An 18,059-nucleotide genomic window follows, 5' to 3' on the forward strand; every position below is an offset into this window, starting at 1 on the left:
TACACCTTCACTACGTCTTTGATAGCCAGTTCTTTCACCGTGACGGTATCGGCGATACCCACATTATTTGCTACCGTGATCGTATCACCGTCAGGAGTAGGTGTTTCTTTCTCAGCGGCAAATGTAGCTTCCGTCTTCTCACTCTCTAGACTGTTGGCATTCGTCACACTAACTTGAACTTTTTCTCCTGTCAACTGTGCTTTCAAGCTCACAACGACATCGCCTGCTTTTAACGCGACTGCGGAGCCGAGTAACGTTTTTCCATCCTCCGTGTACACTTTCACTACGTCTTTGATAGCCAAGCCTGTCACTGTGACCGTATCGGCCACCCCGACATTGTTCGCTACGATGATTGTGTCAACCTCTGGAGCAGCTGTTTCTTCCTCAGCGGCAATTGTAGCTTCCGTCTTCTCACTTTCTAGACTGTTGGCATTCGTCACACTGACTTGAACTTTCTCGCCTGTCAACTGCGCTTTTAAGCTCACGATTACATCGCCTGCTTTTAACGCGACTGCGGAGCCGAGTAACGTTTTTCCATCTTCCGCATACACTTTCACTACGTCTTTGATAGCCAAGTCTTTCACCGTGACGGTATCAGCGATACCCACATTATTTGCTACCGTGATTGTCCCCACTACCGGTGCCGGTGTCGTCGCTTCTGCTACTACTTCAGCTTCCGTTGTAGGACTTTCTTTACTATTTGCATTCGTTACACTGACCTTAACCTTCATTTCGTCCAGTGGAGCTTTCAAGCTGACAACTATCTCTCCATCTTTCGTCGCGGTAGCTGTACCTAGTAACGTTACGCCATCGACTTTATATACTTTTACTACATCTTTTGCAGTTAAGTTTTTTACCGTAACCGTATCGGCCACCCCGACATTGTTCGCTACGGTGATTGTGTCGACCTCTGGAGCAGCTGTTTCTTTTTCAGCCGCAATTGTAGCTTCCGTCTTCTCACTCTCTAGACTGTTGGCATTCGTCACACTAACTTGAACATTTTCTCCTGTTAACTGTGCTTTCAGGCTCACAACGACATCGCCTGCTTTTAACGCGACTGCTGAGCCGAGTAACGTTTTTCCATCCTCCGCGTACACTTTCACTACGTCTTTGATAGCCAAGCCTGTCACTGTGACCGTATCGGCCACCCCGACATTGTTCGCTACGGTGATTGTGTCGACCTCTGGAGTAGGGGTTTCTTTCTCAGCGGCAATTATTGCTTCCGTCTTCTCACTCTCTAGACTGTTGGCATTCGTCACACTAACTTGAACTTTTTCTCCTGTTAACTGTGCTTTTAAGCTCACAACGACATCGCCTGCTTTTAACGCGACTGCGGAGCCGAGTAACGTTTTTCCATCCTCCGCGTACACTTTCACTAAGTCTTTGATAGCCAAGCCTGTCACTGTGACCGTATCGGCCACCCCGACATTGTTCGCTACAGTGATTGTGTCGACCTCTGGAGCGGTTGTTTCTTTTTCAGCCGCAATTGTAGCTTCCGTCTTCTCACTCTCTAGACTGTTGGCATTCGTCACGCTGACTTGAACTTTGTCTCCTGCCAACTGCTCTTTTAAGCTCACGACAACATCGCCTGCTTTTAACGCGACTGCGGAGCCTAGTAATGTTTTTCCATCCTCCGTATACACCTTCACTACGTCTTTGATAGCCAGTTCTTTCACCGTGACGGTATCGGCGATACCCACATTATTTGCTACCGTGATCGTATCACCGTCAGGAGTAGGTGTTTCTTTCTCAGCGGCAAATGTAGCTTCGGTCTTCTCACTCTCTAGACTGTTCGCATTCGTCACGCTAACTTGAACTTTTTCTCCTGTCAACTGCGCTTTTAGGCTCACAACGACATCGCCTGCTTTTAACGCGACTGCTGAGCCTAGTAACGTTTTTCCATCTTCCGTGTACACTTTCACTACGTCTTTGGCCACTAACCCTTTCACAGTAACTGTATCTGCAATTCCCACATTGTTCGCTACAGTGATCATTTCAGCGTCTGGTGCCGTAGTGGCAGTTTCATCCGGAACATCCGCTATAATTTTACTACTCTCTAATTTGTTATAATTAGTTAGGCTTACCTGAATTGTTGCCTCCGAAAACTGTGCTTTAAGAGAAACAGTCAAATCACCATTTTTAGTAGCAGTTGCACTACCAAGTAGTTTTTCTCCTTTAGAATCATAAACTTTCACTACATCTTTGGCTACAACACCTTTAAACACTACTGTATCTGCCGCTCCTACATTATTGTTTACTTCAATATAGGATTGTGTAGCAGCATTCACACTCCCAATTGGTGCTACTACGCTTGCCGTTACTAAAGCTGATGCAATTAGAGTAGAATAAAGCTTTTGTGATTTACTTTGCATAATTATTATCCCCTTTTAAATTGTATTCTACCGCCTCAATCTGTTGAACAAAAAGCAAGCTTCTAAAATATTAATAGCCAATAAGGAATAGGTATTTCGGAAGGCTCCCTTTGCACTAATTGATATATCGGTTCTAATTTATAGATTTATAGATAGGAAAAAAATAAATTATGTTGATAATAATTAGATATATAACAAATTCCACTAGTGTCAGAATGTAAAATATTTATTTCAACTTATACAATTGTCGTAAATGTGGAATTTAGTTTACACGCACAGATTTGCGGATAATTATTAGGGAACTGCTGTCTGACTACACAAGGAAATAGAAAGTCAAGATTTTAATTCAGGTATCGAATTGAGGATGCTGGCCAGGCGCGATATTGTTATGAACTCCTGCAAGGTTCCCGGCCTCTCTATACGCCTTCCTACTCGAAATTCACGAATCCGCACTATAGTTAACAATACACAAGTGATTTCAACTTTGAATTATACAAATCAAAAACGGATCTGAATAGTTGCGCATCACTATTTAAAGCATTACTTAGATATTGAGTACGGAAAGATTCAATATTTAGGTATTAGAAAATTAAGTTGATTTTTTCCAGCTATTTATATATAGTTATACAAATAGGAAATAGGGATTAGATAATATGGCAATATACGAGGAAATGGCAGAACTACAATCTTTATACTTCTTACTTAGAGAAAATACTTATGATGTTCTTGATAGCTGCGGCTCAACAAATAATGACCTAATTATCATGCAAATGCCTGGAATAAATGATGAGTTGCTTGAGGATATGATAAACAATTTGGAAAGTATCAACGATGAACTCAAATCTAGCCTATTAAATAATATTATAGAATATCTCGATCCAGATTCGAAAATAATGGAGTATGTTAATTTTGATGAAGAATCATTTCAAATGAATCATATTAATGACATTTCTGATGGAGATGAGGAAAATCTTAGTATCTACCAAAATGAGGCTGCTCAACTAACTGGAGAGAGAAAATTACAACTATGGCATGACGCATATGACGATTTCCAGTATTTAATGGAAACACTTTTTCCAAGGCTGTTTGATGTATCAGATAGCATATAACTAATATTAATAACACTTAGATCCTACACATTACCTGTAGGATCTAAGTGTTATTAATTATATTGAAGTAAGAATAATCTATTAAGATTAAGATCACAAATAATTCCGCAAGCACTCAACCACCGCCCTATGCTCTTCTATCTGCTTCTTCAACTCCCGCTTCCGTTTCCCCACGAAGCCGATACTTCAAAGGATACTCCGCAATCCTCTCATCTTAAACAACTGCTTCCCTATCTCTTCTAATATCCGATCCTGCTGTTTAACCTGCTCTAGTTGTTTTTCAACTGCTCCAGTTCTTCCTAGTTATCCTACATTTACTACTCTCCCTATACTTGCACACCAGTTCAATTAAACGATTATAATTAGCTAATAACCGTCCAATATTATATAACAAGAACATACATTCTTATCTTGTAGGAGGGTTCACTATGACGATTGGAAAATTGATATATACTACGAATTCACGATCTTACGGCTTTTTACTAGAAGATGGTAAAGCGGCAAAGGAACAATACACTGCCAATTGTAAGGACAGCAACTCGAAGTTAAATTTACTGCCTTCTTCTAATGAAAAATTGAACAGTCTGCTCTGCGCATTGCTGCTTGGCAATGGACGTATTATGTCTTCAACAACTAACCACAAATATTTCCGTTTCACTTTCAATACAAAACACAGTGAATGAGCCCATTCCTGCTATCAGCAGTTACAATCGTATGTACCAGACTTTCTTATAAAGAAGGAACAAACTACGGATAAACGGAGTAAATTCGGCTTTACAGAGCGCGTGGTGATTGAATCTGCTTCTTGTGCTACTGCTGAAGCATATTATACTGCGATTGGTATCGGAACGGCTCTAAGGGCATGTCTCTGGAGTTTGTTGAACAGCATATGACCGTCCAGACACTCGCGCGGTGGTACCAGGAATGCGGTCACTTGAAAGTGAAAGAAAACGGTACGCTGGAGAAACTGATTCTCTCAACCGAGCAATGGACCGAGGACGAGCTTCGGTTACTTCAATATGTAGTAAATATCAAATTCAATTTCCTGTTTGCAATAGACGGTCAACGAAGACTTATTCTATATAACCAACTGCAAATCAAATACTTTATAGGTATGGTTGCACCTTGGATCCATCCTGTCTACTCCTATAAAACTATGAATGTAGAAGTTCGCAAACCCATTGCAAAACGGACCACTATACGGCTTCCCAAACAGATATCTATTCCCTCACCTACTGAAGAAATCAATCAAATCATTCAGCAATACGCTTCCTCTATCACAGTAACAACAGAGAACTTTCAAAGATTCAACTACGCTAGGCAAGAGAACAATGAATCCAAACGCTATCAAGTGAGCCTTACTGAAGAAAATCGAGACATTCTTTGCTCCGTCCAAGCCTCAACAGGTTTAACTTTAGGTGAGATTGTGCACGAATGTTTTCATCAACAGAATAGTATTTCGCCGCGACCACTGAATACGTTGGATGATCTTTCTACTACACAGCAAAATATTGTGCTTGGTTCTATTATTGGAGATGGTATGCTGACGCATAAAAAGTCCAAATACAAAGGTATACGAAGCAGTTATCACGAGCACTTTTCAATCAAACAAAAAGAATATCGTGCTTGGAAAGTAATGAAATTGAAACCCTATTTGAGTTTCATTCCTAGAGGAGATCATATTATTTCAAAAACAGAAGACTTGTGGAGCAGCCTAGAAGAAGTGATTTACAGTGAAAGTATAGAGGGGAAGAACAGGATTAAACAGCTGCCCCTCAGCATTCTGGAGAAATTAGATGATTTGCACAGCTTGGCCACTATCTATATGGACGACGGGTCGCTGCTGCTGACTACCCGTGTAAATCACAATTGTAAAAAGATTTACATCACTCCCCATATAGCAATTTATTTACAAAGTTTCACTTACGAAGAATTGTTGCTCTTACAAGGACAAATGAAAAAGTTAACCACAGTCGAATTCCGCCTGACCAAACTGCCAAGCGGCAATGGCTATTATTTACGAACTAGCCGGACAGCCGATACATTACAATTCCTACAAAACTTAGAACACGTTGTAGTTACCTGCCCTTCAATGAGTTACAAGACCAACTGGCAGTATCGATTTTACTTAGAGAAACAAAAATGGCGTCAAGAGTATCCGAACTATCAGTTGATTGTCAGCGACAGAAATCGTATGCGCCCCTACACGGCGGATGAAATAAGCAGGTTACGGCATATGAAGCAATCCCGTAAAACAGATTAACAGATAGCAGATGCGCTTGGCCGAAGTTACTGGTCAGTGGTCTACAAGATCAGTGAGTTGCGATTGCAAAATTTATTGTAAACTAAAAGAGACTCCCTTTGGGAAGTCTCTTTAAGCGAGCCGAAAGTTCTATTAACGTAATAGTTGTAGAACGCCCTGAGGCTGCTGATTGGCTTGCGTGGCCCCTAATTATTTCCAATTAGGTCTAGACTATATCTCCATCCTTGTATCTAAATACCTAGGATGCTGGGCACTTCGAACGTCTGTTGACGCCCTACGGATTTCATCGTCATAGCGATTTGCCTTAGACGGTATATCCTAGTCGTTGAACCTTCTCCAGAGTTTCCTCACAGGAGCTTGGCTGCTGATTGTCCAATTCCACTTTTTTTCAACCGTTCACGTTTGCCGTTTCCAGCTGCGTTGTCGGAAAGTGGACTTCAGGAGGTTCCAGCAATTCACCCAGTTATGCGTCCTATCCGTTACCGAATAGGCGTCCCTGAATCATTTACCGTAAGAGTTGTAGAACTCCATTCGGCATTTGATTCGATTGAGAAAGCATTGCTTGTGCTGCTTGAGTTAAGATGTTGTTCTTTGTGAAGTCCATCATCTCTTTCGCCATCGTGCGAACATTAGCTTTCACTAATGACTAGACTATATCTTCACCCTCCACTCTCGGTAGGGGCCGGGCACTTCGGATTCACAAGCTACTCAGTCTTGTGTTTCCTACGGATTTCATCACCATAGCTTATTGCCTTAGATGGTCTATCCTAGTCGTTGAACCTTCTCCACTCTTTCGAGACAGGAGCTTGGCTGCTGATTGCCCAATCTGTTCTTTTTTTGAGCCTTCACGCTGACCGTTTCCAGTTACGTTGTAGCAAGAACAGTTTCAGGGGTTTCCAGCAATTCACCCGGTCGTACTCTCTGACCGTTACCAGTCAGGACGACTGTGTCTGTTACTGCTTATGCAGCTAAGACATAATCCACGTCGCGGATACGTGATTCCGCAGCCGTTAAGTTTTCTGACGCATTATTCAAGTTATTAATAGTATGCTCTAAGCGGTTTTGAATTGAACCTAGATACGAACGACCAGTTGAAACATTTTTAATTTCATCATCAATCGTCTTAATTAAAGCCGTTGCCGTTGCATTATCTTTAACGTCATCGGCAGTTAAAGCACCTACAGCTGTTTCAACACCTGTTAAATCAACACCAGTTGTAGTAAAGTCTACGTCCATACTTTGAGCATTGTTAGCACCAACTTGAAAAACAACAGCACCTGCTCCATCACCAGCAGTCGCGTCAAGTAGGTTTTGTTCGTTAAATTGTGTAGTTTCTTTAATACGTGTAATTTCTTTCCCTAATTCTGTCAGTTCCTGCCCGATTGCCTCTCTATCTGCAGTAACATTTGTGTCATTTGATGCTTGTACAGCTAGCTCACGCATACGCTGAAGAATATCATGTGTTTCATTCAGTGCACCTTCAGTAGTTTGAATCATTGAAATACCATCTTGTGAGTTCTTTGAAGCCATGTCCAACCCACGAATTTGACCTCGCATTTTTTCAGAAATAGAAAGACCTGCTGCATCATCGCCTGCTTTATTAATTTTCAAACCAGAAGATAGCTTTTCGATATTACTAGCTGCATTTGCATTATTGACACCTAATTGGCGGTGCGTGTTCATCGCTGCCATGTTGTGATTGATAATCATAATAATTTCCTCCTTGAGTGTTTGTTGGGTACACGTCCTTGTGTCCCTTATTTGTATGACGGTTTTGAGTGCCGGCCGGACGCTCTCTGCCGCTTACACTACTAATATCGGACGGGTGACTAGAGTGTTTAGCAGTTTAGTGAAATCTTTTTTCTATTTATCTAAAATGTGGAGATTAGGTGACTTGCACTGGATAACTTGATGATGTAATCACGATTTACTAGTTATCCTTCAAGTTTTTATACCAGTCAATATCCAACGTCAATGATTCGGCATTGGTTTCTTTAATAGATTCAATGAGTTCACCACGTACAATATCCACTGACTTTGGCGCCTCAATCCCCACCCGCACCGTTTCGCCCTTCACTTCCAAAATTTTCACTTCTATATTATCTGCGATTTTGATCGTATCGCCCGCTTTGCGTGAGAGTACTAACATATTATTCGCTCTTTCTGCTAGTTGTTTTTTCTTTCATTTCATCCAATTTCTTTTCATCGATTGGATGTTTGATAAGAAAGCGCTTATCATTCAACACCATTTGTTTGGCTTTTCTGTTGTTTGTTTGGAATAGAAGTGGTGCTTGTAAGTTAATTGTGGAATCTTCAAATGGTTCTTTAATGAAGACAATACCGAGTACCATCAATTCTTCTGGGCTTTTCACTTCTAGTAAATCAATTGTCGGATCATCTACTTTGAAGTCATACTCTTTCACAATTTTGTATGGATTCGCTACGACGAATGCTATACCTGCTTCTTTCGTCGACTGCAATACTTGAAATTGTTGATTCTCACCGATTGGCAAGATGACGAATTCATTCTCCTCCTCGAATCCTGGAAGTCCTTTCGGGAAGTGCCATGCTTTCGATAAATCTACTTCTATTTTACTGTGAAATTTTGTTGCGATTTCTTTTAGTGGTTGTGTCACTACTTCTCTCTCCTCTTCAATGTTGTGCTAGTTTACTACGTACCGTTCTATTTATTAAACTTTCCAATCAATCTCTATCGATCCGTACTGTTGCATCTCTACAGATACTTTCCCGGGTGTGTAATGATGAATCGGTTTATTTATTTGGGCATCTATTTTCGGTTTCTGTGGCGTCACATTGATATCCAGTGAACCTTCAGAAAAACTCATTTTGATTTTGGTACGGTCGCCTACGAATTTCACTTGAAGTTCGGCCATTGGTTTCTCTGTGTTCTGTTTCACAATATCTGCTATCGTTGAACCGTTCTCAATTTTCATCAGTTGCTGGCCCTCTTGCGCGCGACGAGCTGCTCCTTCTTGTACTTTTTGCATGCCGTATTGTGCGTTCTCGGCAGTACGGCGGAACACGCTTTTCAGGTCAAGATCCGCACGGTTTTCCGTTGTGTCGAGTGATAGTTGCGGTCGGGTGGTCGACATTTCCAAAATGGCTGCTGGTTGTTCAATACTCAGCGTCGCTTTTGGTTGTTGAATTTCTTGAACAGGTTTCGTCACTTGTAGATCAATCTTGGCCGGTGTCGTTTGGATTTGAAGCTGTGGAATGTTCACTTCTATCACTCCCTTACTTTCTTATATAAAAATAGCGGACACTTGCTTAGTGTCCGCCACGTCATTTAGCGTAGGAAATCCATTAAAGAAGGCTGCATGATTCTAGCGCCAACTGACAATGTGGCACGATGGATCGATTCTGATGTAATCAAGTCCGTAATCGTTTTTTCATAATCCACGTCTTCGTTTTGCGAACGTTGCTTTTTTGCAGCGCCTTCTTGCATTTCCAAGCGATTATGCATAAGTTCTGCACGATTGGAACGTGCGCCGATGTCTGCACGTTTGGACAATACAGTATCTAACTTGCTGTCAATAGAAGTGATTAAGCCACTGAAGCCATTTCCTGTCGCAATCATACCCTCAACTTCTCCAAACATATCATCAATCTCTTTAAACATTTTACTTACATCTGTACTGACTCGTAAGTTTATGCCGTCGAATACTTCTATTTCTACATTTGCAGAAAAAGAATTTCCATCTTCAAACTTACCCGTCCCTTTATTAAAAAGTGGTTTATCCGTCATACTGCCGCTAAATATGTGCTTGTCGCCTACTTTAGTATTGGCGACATCACGTAAGTGTTCACGCAACTGATTCATTTCTGTTTCAATCGCTCTTCGGTCTGTCTCTGTCATCGTACCGGTATTAGCAGCATTCGTAGCCAGCTCTTTCATTCGATGCAATACTTGTCCTACCCCATCCAGCGCATCATCCGAACTATCCAGCCAGTTATTCACTTCGCCCATATTCTTTTGATATTGTTCCACTTTGTTCACTTGCATGCCGTAGCCCATGCCTTTCATGACGACGACGGGGTCATCGGATGGGCGATTGACTTTTTTGCCGGTATTCAATTGTTCTTGTAGTTTCCCCATATTATTATAACTGCTTGATAAGTTGCGCAGCATGTTTTGAGATAGCATGGATTGTGTTACACGCATGAGAATTCCTCCTTCATTATCTGCCGACGGTGCCCATTCCGTTGATGATTTTGTCGAGTGCTTCATCCATCACGGTGATCATGCGGGCAGATGCGTTATATGCTTGCTGGAAGCGGATCATGTCGGTCATTTCTTCGTCGAGTGAGACGGAGCTGATGGAGTCACGGCGGTTTGATACCGCTAATAGTAAAACACCCGAGCTTTCCGTCATTTTTAACGCCTGTTGCCCTTCGACTCCAAGTTGTCCGATCGTTTGCGCGTAGAAGCCCTGAACGCTCGAACCATCTAATTCATCTAATTTAGCGAAGAATACATCACTAAGTTTTTTAGCGTTTTGACCGTTACCGATTTCCGCGTTACCACTCGGGTTATCTGGATCTGTACTGATCGGGTCTGAAGTAGATGCCGCTAGCTGATTAGGATCCGTCCTAATGTTTTGATTTACTGCGATAGTGCTAGCAGAAAATTCCGCTGCGTCAGTTGTAGAAACAAAGAATGGTTTACCTTTTTCTCCTTTTAAGTTCGTACCGCCCTCATGTACAAAATTAAACGCCTTCGCAAATTCATTCGCCATTCTATCCAATTTCGTCATCATCTCTGGGTAAAAACCTTTTTCTTTTCCAGCTGAATCTATATAACCATACGAGTCCACAAGTGATTTCAATTCGCCGCTTTTGACCATTTCGTTAACAGACAGCTCACCTTTAGTAGGATCCTCAATCGGTCCGCCTTTAAATGTAAAGCCTGTCAGTAAATTTGGAAACGGTTTTTCCGGATCCTTGCCGTCTACAGTAAGTTCTGCTACTTTGTCTTTTTGTACTACGGTTATCGTTTTTCCTGGAATATTCGTTTTAATTTTAATCGTCACCGTACCTTCTGCTATAGCAAGAGCACGTCCACCAGATTTCTCATAGCTCGTTTCAATCGGTACATAACTAGACAACTTGTCCAGTAAGCCGTCACGTGTATCATAGAGATCATTTGGCAAGTAGCCATTCGGTTCGACGTTGGCGATTTGTTTGTTTAGTTCTCCAATTTGAGTTAGCAAAGAGTTAATATCATTTGTACTAAAGTCAATTTGGTCGCCTAGATTGCCTTTAATTTCAGAAACAGATTTATAAATATAGTTAAACGAGTCAGCTACCGCCACCCCGCGCTCCACAACAACCGCACGCGCCCCACCATTTTCCGGACTCGTCGCAAGTGTCTGCAATGATTGCCAAAAGTCGCTCATCGATTGCTGTAAACCATACTCGGAAGGTTCGCCTATCGCGTCTTCCATTTGTGCAATGGCATTCGTACGCGATTCCCAGTACCCAAGCTTCGTGGTTTCACTACGAAACTGATGATCGACAAATGAATCTCGAATCCGCTGAATGCTCCCTGCTTCTACACCCGTCCCGAGAAATCCTGGAACCGTACCCGCGTTCAGTCCAACGCCTGGAAAACCAGAAGTCGCCTGCATGTTGACACGCTGACGTGAGTAACCGGGTGTGTTCGCGTTCCCAATATTATGCCCTGTCGTATAAAGAGCGGATTGTTGTGTGTACAATCCGCGTTTGCTAGTTTCTAGTCCCATGAATGTCGAGCGCATGTTGTGTCCTCCTTAAGCTTGGGAGTCGAATGAGGAGAGCTTGGTTTTGGCTCCGCTTTGTGACTGCCCTTGTACTTCGTTTTTCGAATAGTTGACGGTTTCCGGACGCGGACGGACCATGTCCAGCGATAGATTCACAAATTGAAGAGATTGATAGGTCAGTTGCTGATTGAGTTCATTCTGCTGTTTCAACTCATGAATCGCATGCAGGAGACGGTCCCTCGCCTCTGCTAACTGTTCTTTGTCCGGATCGCTTGCTAGTTCGATTAATTGCGTCATGGTCGGTTCAGCAGGAACTGCACTTCCTTGTGCAGCTATGTACTGCTTCACTTCCTGTACACGCTTTTGGTCCATTTGCATAATAGCTGCTAAGTGAGCTTGCTCCTCCTTCAACAGCTGGTCAATCCCGTCGACGTCGCCGCTTTTTAGCAATGCGGTCTTATCGTTCGACAGACGGAGCAAGCTCGTATGCAGTTTTTCTAGGTGATTGAGCGTTGTCAAAATGGGTTCAATGGACATGTGTAACCCTACTTTCCTTATAGCTTATTAAAATACGACAGCATAGTGGAAGCGAGTTTACCCGCATCTACTTGATATTCTCCGGATTGTACTTGCGCTTTCAATTCCTGTACACGCTGTTGTCTAGCCGATTCAATCGGTGAAGTAGCGGATAATTTTTTCGCCTCTGAAGAAATCTCGAGCTTATCCGTTTTCACTTGTGCTGCTTGTTTGGTTTGATCGACTTTCATTTGCTGATTTCTGTACGGGTTGACGGCTTGTGGTTTAAATCCTTCTATTTTCATACGTCTCGCTCCTTTCAATTCTTATGTTGGATTTGGGTCCTACTCTTTACTTCGGCAGATATCATGAAGTTTTAAGAGGCTTTTGTACGAAAAAACGAGCAGTACGAACTGCTCGTTTCCTATGTCATCCTCTACGGTCTTTTTGTGTGAAATATGTGCCTTTATCTTGCGCGTTGATCGCTTCACGGAGTTCTTGCGCCGCGTCAAATGTCCGTAAGTCGGATTGAATCTCTTCCGTACATTTCGCACAGATCTTACCTGACGATGTTAATGCGCCACATTTATCACATGGATAGCCAAGGTTCGGGAACAATGCCGGTTGCAGTCTTCCTTTACGAACCCAGCGATGCAGTAATTCCTGTGTCACGCCTGTTACTTCCACAATCCGCTCGATATTCGCTGCACGGTTCTCTCGTTTACGTAAAAATCGATAGACTGTTTCATACATTTCCTCTTCCGCTTGCGCACACGTGCCACATACGTCCCGAAGTCCTGTGTAATTAAACATACTGCCACATGTCGGACAATTTCGTACTTCCGCCATCTCCATCACTTCTCTCTAATAGGTCTAAATAACGTCACTGCTTCCACTCGATGTACGCCGCGCTGTTTCAACGCTTCCGCTGCGTGACGCAATGTGGTGCCGGTCGTATAAATATCATCAACGAGCACGTACACTGCTTCATTATAAGGTATATCGGCTGGTATGTGGAATAGTTCAGTCATTGCGAGACGTTCACTGCGAGATTTTTCACCCATGACGGATTCCGTTGTTTTTTCAAGTAGCGATTGATACGGAATCTTCGCTGCTTCTAGTAACGCATCCACTTGCGAAAAAGTTCGTTTCTTTTTATTGAGAGGATGCATCGGAATCGGTACGACGATCTTTTTGGAGTCGTTTAATACGGTACGTAGTATGGGGGCAAAAATTTGTGCGAGCGCGACGTCTTGCATGAACTTGAATTGATGTAAGTACTCTCGTGCTGCTTCATTATATGCATAGAGTGAATGAACAGAATCGAGTACATCGTCTTGTATGATTTCGTCGATGCGTTCAAATCTTTCCAGACAGATTGGACAGGCGGACGCGTCTTTTCGAATTCCGAGGAAGTGTTGCCAAGTGGGCTGGTCGTGCAATGGCTTATCGCATAGTAAGCAAGTCATTGTGGCACCTCTGTGTGATTTAGCTTGCGAATTTCGCGTTTCGCTTCGTCCATAGCATATGTGATGCCTTGATGAAACAGTATGAAGTCCCCTGACGTGTTCGGTACAGAACGCCCTACTCGCCCACCGATTTGGATGAGTGCGCCTTTATTGAAAATCGTTTGCTCCGCTCCGACAACCGCCACTTGCACATTCGGAATGGTAATGCCGCGCTCAAGTATCGTAGTCGTCAGCAATCCAGGGACCGCTTTCTGTCTAAGTAACTGCACCCGTTCTTTCCGGTCTTCATGTTCCGCATGGACTGCGCAAATTCGCCCATCGAGTTCCTGGAATAGCGGTTCTGCGATTTCCATCAGTTCAATCTGATGAAAGAAGATGAGAAACGGTTGCTGTTTCTCAAGACGTTCCGTTGTCCAGCGCAGTAATTTCGCAGGAATCCGTTTCTTTTTCAGCTGTTTTTCGTAATTCCATAGCGCAACGTTTCGCGGTACGGGTAACGGCTGCCCATGATAGCGCCGCGCCAGAACCGAGATATGGTCTTGCTTTTTATTCATAGCAAGCAACTGACTAGAAGGCGTTGCCGTCACGAAATGAATTGGGGCGTTCGGTTTTGCTGCTTTCCTGACTGCTCGCTGTAACGTTTCGTCCGCCGTATACGGAAACGCATCGGCTTCATCGACGAAAACCGCATCAAACGCCTCGTGAAAACGATAGAGCTGATGGGTCGTCGCAAGGATCAGCTGTGCGTCAACGTGTTCTACTTCTGCCCCACCATATAATGCTTCTACTTTCGTATCAGGAAAAGCTGTCGTCAACCGCGGCAATAATTCTAAGATGACGTCCACACGAGGCGCTGCTAGACATACCCGCTTACCTTCTTGTAATACATAATGAATCGGTTGAAACAGCATTTCCGTCTTGCCCGATCCGCACACTGCGTAGAGTAAATGAGATACGCCTTGTTTCGTACTTTCAAGCAATTCACTCGTCGCTTTCTGCTGAGAAGGCGTCAAATTCCCTTGCCAGTTCATACGGTGGCTAGTCGGGAAAGTCGGTGGTGTGCCTGTCCACGTGAGCAGCTCTGAACAACATGACACGCGTCCCATGTTAAGACAGTTTCTACAATAAGCGCACGGTGCTTCGCATTGTGCACACGCAAATACGGTGAAGCGCGCTTGATTTTCATTGTGGCAACGCTGACAAGTATAGTGCGTACCATGCCACACTTTTTTTGTCGTGACGCCTTGTTCTATATGAATATCGCCTTGACGAATCGCTTTATCAACGGCTTCTTCCGAAAACGGCAAAAGATGACGCAACCAAATGCGCCCTGCCAAGAATTGCTTGAGTTGGTCTCGTTCGGACATGCAGTTCCCCCTGTTCAGGTTCCGCGTCGTTTCACCCAACCGAGTCCCATGGCGCCTTCACCAAGATGCGTGCCGATCACCGGACCAAAGTGGCTGATCGTGAAATCGACGTTCGGATGTTTTTCTTCTAATTGTTTCTTCCATTCTACTGCGTCGTCATAGCGATTCGCATGGATCACTACTGCATCGAGCAATTGATTTTTCGCATCTTCCGACAGTAAGTCCGAAATGCGTTTCATCGCTTTTCTAGACGTCCGGATTTTTTCGAACGGCACGATGATTTTGTCTACGAAATGTAAAACTGGTTTCACTTGCAACAATCCGCCAACTAGCGCTTGTGCACCCGATAAACGACCGCCACGTTGCAGATGCGATAAGTCGTCCACCATGAAATAGGCTTTGACGTCTTTCTGCATGTCTTTCAATTCTTCGATGATCACACGCGGATGTACGCCTTCATTCGCAAGCTGTGCTGCACGGATCGCGTAAAAGCCTTGGGGATAGGCAGAAACTTCCGAATCAAACGCTAGCACTTCTAATTCCGGCACGAGCTCGGCAGCTTGTAACGCGCCCATATAGGTTCCGCTAATGCCGCTCGACAAGTGGATCGTAATGACCGCGTCGTAGTCTTTTGCGAGTTGGCTAAATAGCGCTTCGAAGTCACCGATTGCGGGTTGTGAGGTTTTCGGTAGCGGGCCCTTGCCGCGTACCATTTCATAGAATGCTTCGGTCGTAATGTCGGCATCTTCTTTGAATTCTTTGCCGTCGATAGTTACGAGTAACGGGATGGTATGAATCCCATGTTCTGCTTTTATGTCATCCGGCAAATACGCCGTCGTGTCTGTCACAATCGCTGTTTTCAATATGATCAACTCCTGTTATTTATTCTACCTGAAATTGGTGGAGTTGGCACCTGTGAAGAGGTGATTGGAGTGGTTAGGCTGAATTAGTTTTCAGGAAGGGATTTGCGCTACAGAGGGGGACGCTTTCCGGAGGGCGTGGCTTGAGCTTCCTCGTGCGCTTCGCTTCTGCGGGATCTCAAGGCACACGCTGATCCTCCCGGAGTCGCCCCCTCTTACGCTCCAATCCTACTTATAGTGGGGTGGCACTTCGTGTTGCTCATTGAAGTCAGGTTTAAGTTCACATTCAAGACCTAATTCAAGGGCAAATGTTTAGGAAAGAACTGTTTAAGTGACTAAAAGGGGAAGTGATTTTTTTGAGGTATTGAGCGGTGGATTGGTTTCATAGAGCGGTTAGCGTGGTGGATAGAGCGTTCGACGGAATGATAGAGCGGAAAACATACTTCATAGAGCGGTAACCGAGCTGGATTGAGCGGATCTCGGCCAACTATGAGCGCGAGCCAGCTACTACCCCATCTATAAGTAACAAATCCTTCCAATAGCATTAGGATTTCAAATAAAAAATCCCTCCAAGTTTACTCGGAAGGATTTTTCATATTATCGCATCGTGGGTTTTGCCCAACGATTCCCGCAGCCCACGCGACTTTCGTCAAGATGGCAGTGGCCCCTTGACGGTCGGCTTCGTGGACGGCGCGGATGTAAGCGCTGTTGGATTCATCGACGACATATTGAGGTTTCACGTTGTTCAACGTCATCGCGAGTACGTCGTTCAAGCAATGTTCGCATGTACACGGCAAATGCAACTCGTCTTTATATTTGGATATCACGTCGCGTACTACAACTTCCATAATATTATGCACTTTCATAGTCGAATACTCCTTATTACTTAGAAAGAATAATTTTCTTCTTCAACAACTCTTTACCCGAAATACCAGGCTTCGTCATCTCGAATGGATGCAGAATCGTATCCAACTCTTCTGTCGACAAGATATTTCTCTCGATACAAATCTCACGAATCGACTTATTCGTTAGCAATGCTTCTTTCGCGATCTCTGATGCCACTTCATAGCCGACGTGCGGATTGATCGCTGTGATGATCCCGATACTCTTCTCCACATACTCCGATAAGTGCTCGACGTTCGCTGTGATGCCGTCTAAACAATAATCGCGGAATGCGCCGAATACATTCGTCATGATTTTCAGTGACTGCAGCAAGTTGAACACCAGCACTGGCTCCATGACGTTCAATTCGAACTGCCCCGCTTCCGATGCCAACGCGATCGTCATATCGTTACCCACTACTTGGAACGACACTTGATTCATTACTTCTGCCATAACTGGATTCACTTTTCCTGGCATGATAGAGGATCCTGGCTGTCTTGCAGGTAATGCAATTTCAGATAGACCTGTGCGTGGACCCGATGCCATCAAGCGCAAGTCATTACAGATTTTAGACTGGTTCAGCATTGTGCCGCGTAGTGCTGCGGATACTTGCACGTACGAATCCGTATTTTGTGTAGCGTCCACTAAGTGTGTAGAAGACTTCAATTCGAAACCACTGTTTTCTGACAGATAGCTTGCTACTTTTTTGATATATAGTGGATCAGCATTCAAGCCTGTTCCGACAGCTGTTGCGCCCATATTGATTTCATACAAGTAGACACGTGATACACGAACGCGTTCAATATCGCGACGTAACACCATTGCGTATGCTTCAAATTCCTGTCCAAGACGAATTGGTACTGCGTCTTGTAAGTGTGTACGGCCCATTTTCAAGACCGATTGGAATTCGATCGATTTTTTCAAGTAGGTTCTATGAAGGGATTCCATTACGCCAAGTAGCTTATCTACTTTCATTAGTGTAGCGATATGGATCGCAGTCGGGAACGCATCGTTTGTCGACTGTGCCATGTTGACGTGCGTATTCGGGCTAATGATGTCGTATTCACCTTTTTTGTGGCCGAGAATTTCGAGTGCACGGTTGGCGATGACTTCGTTTGCGTTCATATTCACTGACGTTCCTGCTCCACCTTGAATCGGATCCACGAGGAACTGATCGCGCAATGCGCCATTGATCACTTCTTCAGACGCCTGGATGATTGCTTCTGCAATGTTCGCGTCCAATTGACCGATGTCACGGTTAGCTTGTGCTGCAGATTTTTTGACGATTGCAATCGCACGGATCAAGTCGCTATTGACGCGGTAGCCTGTGATAGGAAAGTTTTCCGCTGCGCGTAGTGTTTGTATACCGTAATACGCGTCTTGTGGAACCTTCTTCTCTCCGATAAAATCCGACTCTATTCTGTACAGTAGTTGTTCTTCCATCATGCAGAACCTCTTCTCA

Annotated in this window: 18 protein-coding genes and 1 pseudogene; 3 read left to right on the forward strand and 16 right to left on the reverse strand. The window is 43.8% G+C overall.

Annotated features, from left to right (window positions below):
* The coding region (locus CSV75_RS07670) for a hypothetical protein (protein WP_099675360.1) at window positions 1-2,372 on the reverse strand (2,372 nt) is incomplete at its 3' end.
* Window positions 2,373-3,025: 653 nt separating this feature from the next.
* On the opposite strand from CSV75_RS07670, the gene CSV75_RS07675 reads away from it, so the two are divergent.
* The 3 genes from CSV75_RS07675 to CSV75_RS07685 all read left to right on the forward strand — a co-directional run bounded on the left by CSV75_RS07675 (window position 3,026) and on the right by CSV75_RS07685 (window position 5,744).
* Entirely contained in the window at window positions 3,026-3,481 is a 456-nt protein-coding gene (locus tag CSV75_RS07675) for a hypothetical protein (RefSeq protein WP_099675361.1), read from the forward strand.
* Between the two features lie 428 nt (window positions 3,482-3,909).
* The gene (locus tag CSV75_RS07680) at window positions 3,910-4,164 is read left to right on the forward strand and encodes a hypothetical protein (RefSeq protein ID WP_099675362.1); all 255 of its coding nucleotides are present in this window, start codon (window positions 3,910-3,912) and stop codon (window positions 4,162-4,164) included.
* Window positions 4,165-4,304: 140 nt separating this feature from the next.
* Window positions 4,305-5,744 (forward strand): hypothetical protein, encoded by a 1,440-nt coding sequence (locus CSV75_RS07685; RefSeq protein WP_255406637.1) that lies wholly within the window; start codon window positions 4,305-4,307, stop codon window positions 5,742-5,744.
* Between the two features lie 505 nt (window positions 5,745-6,249).
* Here the strand turns inward: CSV75_RS07685 and CSV75_RS07690 are convergent.
* The 15 genes and pseudogenes from CSV75_RS07690 to aspA all read right to left on the reverse strand — a co-directional run.
* Window positions 6,250-6,363 (reverse strand): annotated as a pseudogene (locus CSV75_RS07690) (flagellin); the annotation flags it as partial.
* Window positions 6,364-6,704: 341 nt separating this feature from the next.
* Window positions 6,705-7,454, reverse strand: a complete 750-nt coding sequence (locus CSV75_RS07695; RefSeq protein WP_099675364.1) for a flagellin N-terminal helical domain-containing protein — start codon at window positions 7,452-7,454, stop codon at window positions 6,705-6,707.
* A gap of 220 nt (window positions 7,455-7,674) precedes the next feature.
* Window positions 7,675-7,893 carry a carbon storage regulator CsrA gene (gene csrA, locus CSV75_RS07700; protein ID WP_099675365.1) on the reverse strand — a complete coding sequence of 73 codons (219 nt, stop codon included), beginning with the start codon at window positions 7,891-7,893 and terminating at the stop codon, window positions 7,675-7,677.
* A gap of 1 nt (window position 7,894) precedes the next feature.
* On the reverse strand, window positions 7,895-8,380 hold the full coding sequence (gene fliW, locus CSV75_RS07705) for a flagellar assembly protein FliW (RefSeq protein ID WP_099675366.1): 486 nt from the start codon (window positions 8,378-8,380) through the stop codon (window positions 7,895-7,897).
* Window positions 8,381-8,434: 54 nt separating this feature from the next.
* On the reverse strand, window positions 8,435-8,986 hold the full coding sequence (locus tag CSV75_RS07710) for a DUF6470 family protein (protein WP_099675367.1): 552 nt from the start codon (window positions 8,984-8,986) through the stop codon (window positions 8,435-8,437).
* A gap of 65 nt (window positions 8,987-9,051) precedes the next feature.
* Window positions 9,052-9,927, reverse strand: coding sequence for a flagellar hook-associated protein FlgL (gene flgL, locus CSV75_RS07715; protein ID WP_099675368.1), 876 nt, complete (start codon window positions 9,925-9,927; stop codon window positions 9,052-9,054).
* Window positions 9,928-9,943: 16 nt separating this feature from the next.
* Window positions 9,944-11,521 carry a flagellar hook-associated protein FlgK gene (gene flgK / locus CSV75_RS07720; protein WP_099675369.1) on the reverse strand — a complete coding sequence of 526 codons (1,578 nt, stop codon included), beginning with the start codon at window positions 11,519-11,521 and terminating at the stop codon, window positions 9,944-9,946.
* Window positions 11,522-11,533: 12 nt separating this feature from the next.
* Window positions 11,534-12,040, reverse strand: coding sequence for a flagellar protein FlgN (locus CSV75_RS07725; RefSeq protein ID WP_099675370.1), 507 nt, complete (start codon window positions 12,038-12,040; stop codon window positions 11,534-11,536).
* A gap of 17 nt (window positions 12,041-12,057) precedes the next feature.
* A complete protein-coding gene (flgM, locus tag CSV75_RS07730) occupies window positions 12,058-12,324 on the reverse strand; it encodes a flagellar biosynthesis anti-sigma factor FlgM (RefSeq protein ID WP_099675371.1) in 267 nt (88 codons plus the stop codon).
* Window positions 12,325-12,448: 124 nt separating this feature from the next.
* Window positions 12,449-12,868, reverse strand: coding sequence for a TIGR03826 family flagellar region protein (locus CSV75_RS07735; protein ID WP_099675661.1), 420 nt, complete (start codon window positions 12,866-12,868; stop codon window positions 12,449-12,451).
* Between the two features lie 5 nt (window positions 12,869-12,873).
* Window positions 12,874-13,488, reverse strand: coding sequence for a ComF family protein (locus CSV75_RS07740; protein ID WP_099675372.1), 615 nt, complete (start codon window positions 13,486-13,488; stop codon window positions 12,874-12,876).
* Window positions 13,485-14,855, reverse strand: coding sequence for an ATP-dependent helicase ComFA (locus CSV75_RS07745; RefSeq protein WP_199171327.1), 1,371 nt, complete (start codon window positions 14,853-14,855; stop codon window positions 13,485-13,487). Before CSV75_RS07745 ends, CSV75_RS07740 begins: the two co-directional genes overlap by 4 nt.
* Before the next feature lie 14 nt (window positions 14,856-14,869).
* Window positions 14,870-15,718, reverse strand: a complete 849-nt coding sequence (locus tag CSV75_RS07750) for a DegV family protein (RefSeq protein ID WP_099675373.1) — start codon at window positions 15,716-15,718, stop codon at window positions 14,870-14,872.
* Between the two features lie 572 nt (window positions 15,719-16,290).
* Complete coding sequence (locus tag CSV75_RS07755) at window positions 16,291-16,581, reverse strand: late competence development ComFB family protein (RefSeq protein WP_099675374.1); 291 nt, start codon at window positions 16,579-16,581, stop codon at window positions 16,291-16,293.
* Between the two features lie 16 nt (window positions 16,582-16,597).
* Window positions 16,598-18,043, reverse strand: a complete 1,446-nt coding sequence (gene aspA, locus CSV75_RS07760) for an aspartate ammonia-lyase (RefSeq protein ID WP_099675375.1) — start codon at window positions 18,041-18,043, stop codon at window positions 16,598-16,600.
* Window positions 18,044-18,059 lie beyond the last annotated feature (16 nt).

Source organism: Sporosarcina sp. P18a (assembly GCF_002743135.1).
Taxonomy (GTDB): Bacteria; Bacillota; Bacilli; order Bacillales_A; family Planococcaceae; genus Sporosarcina.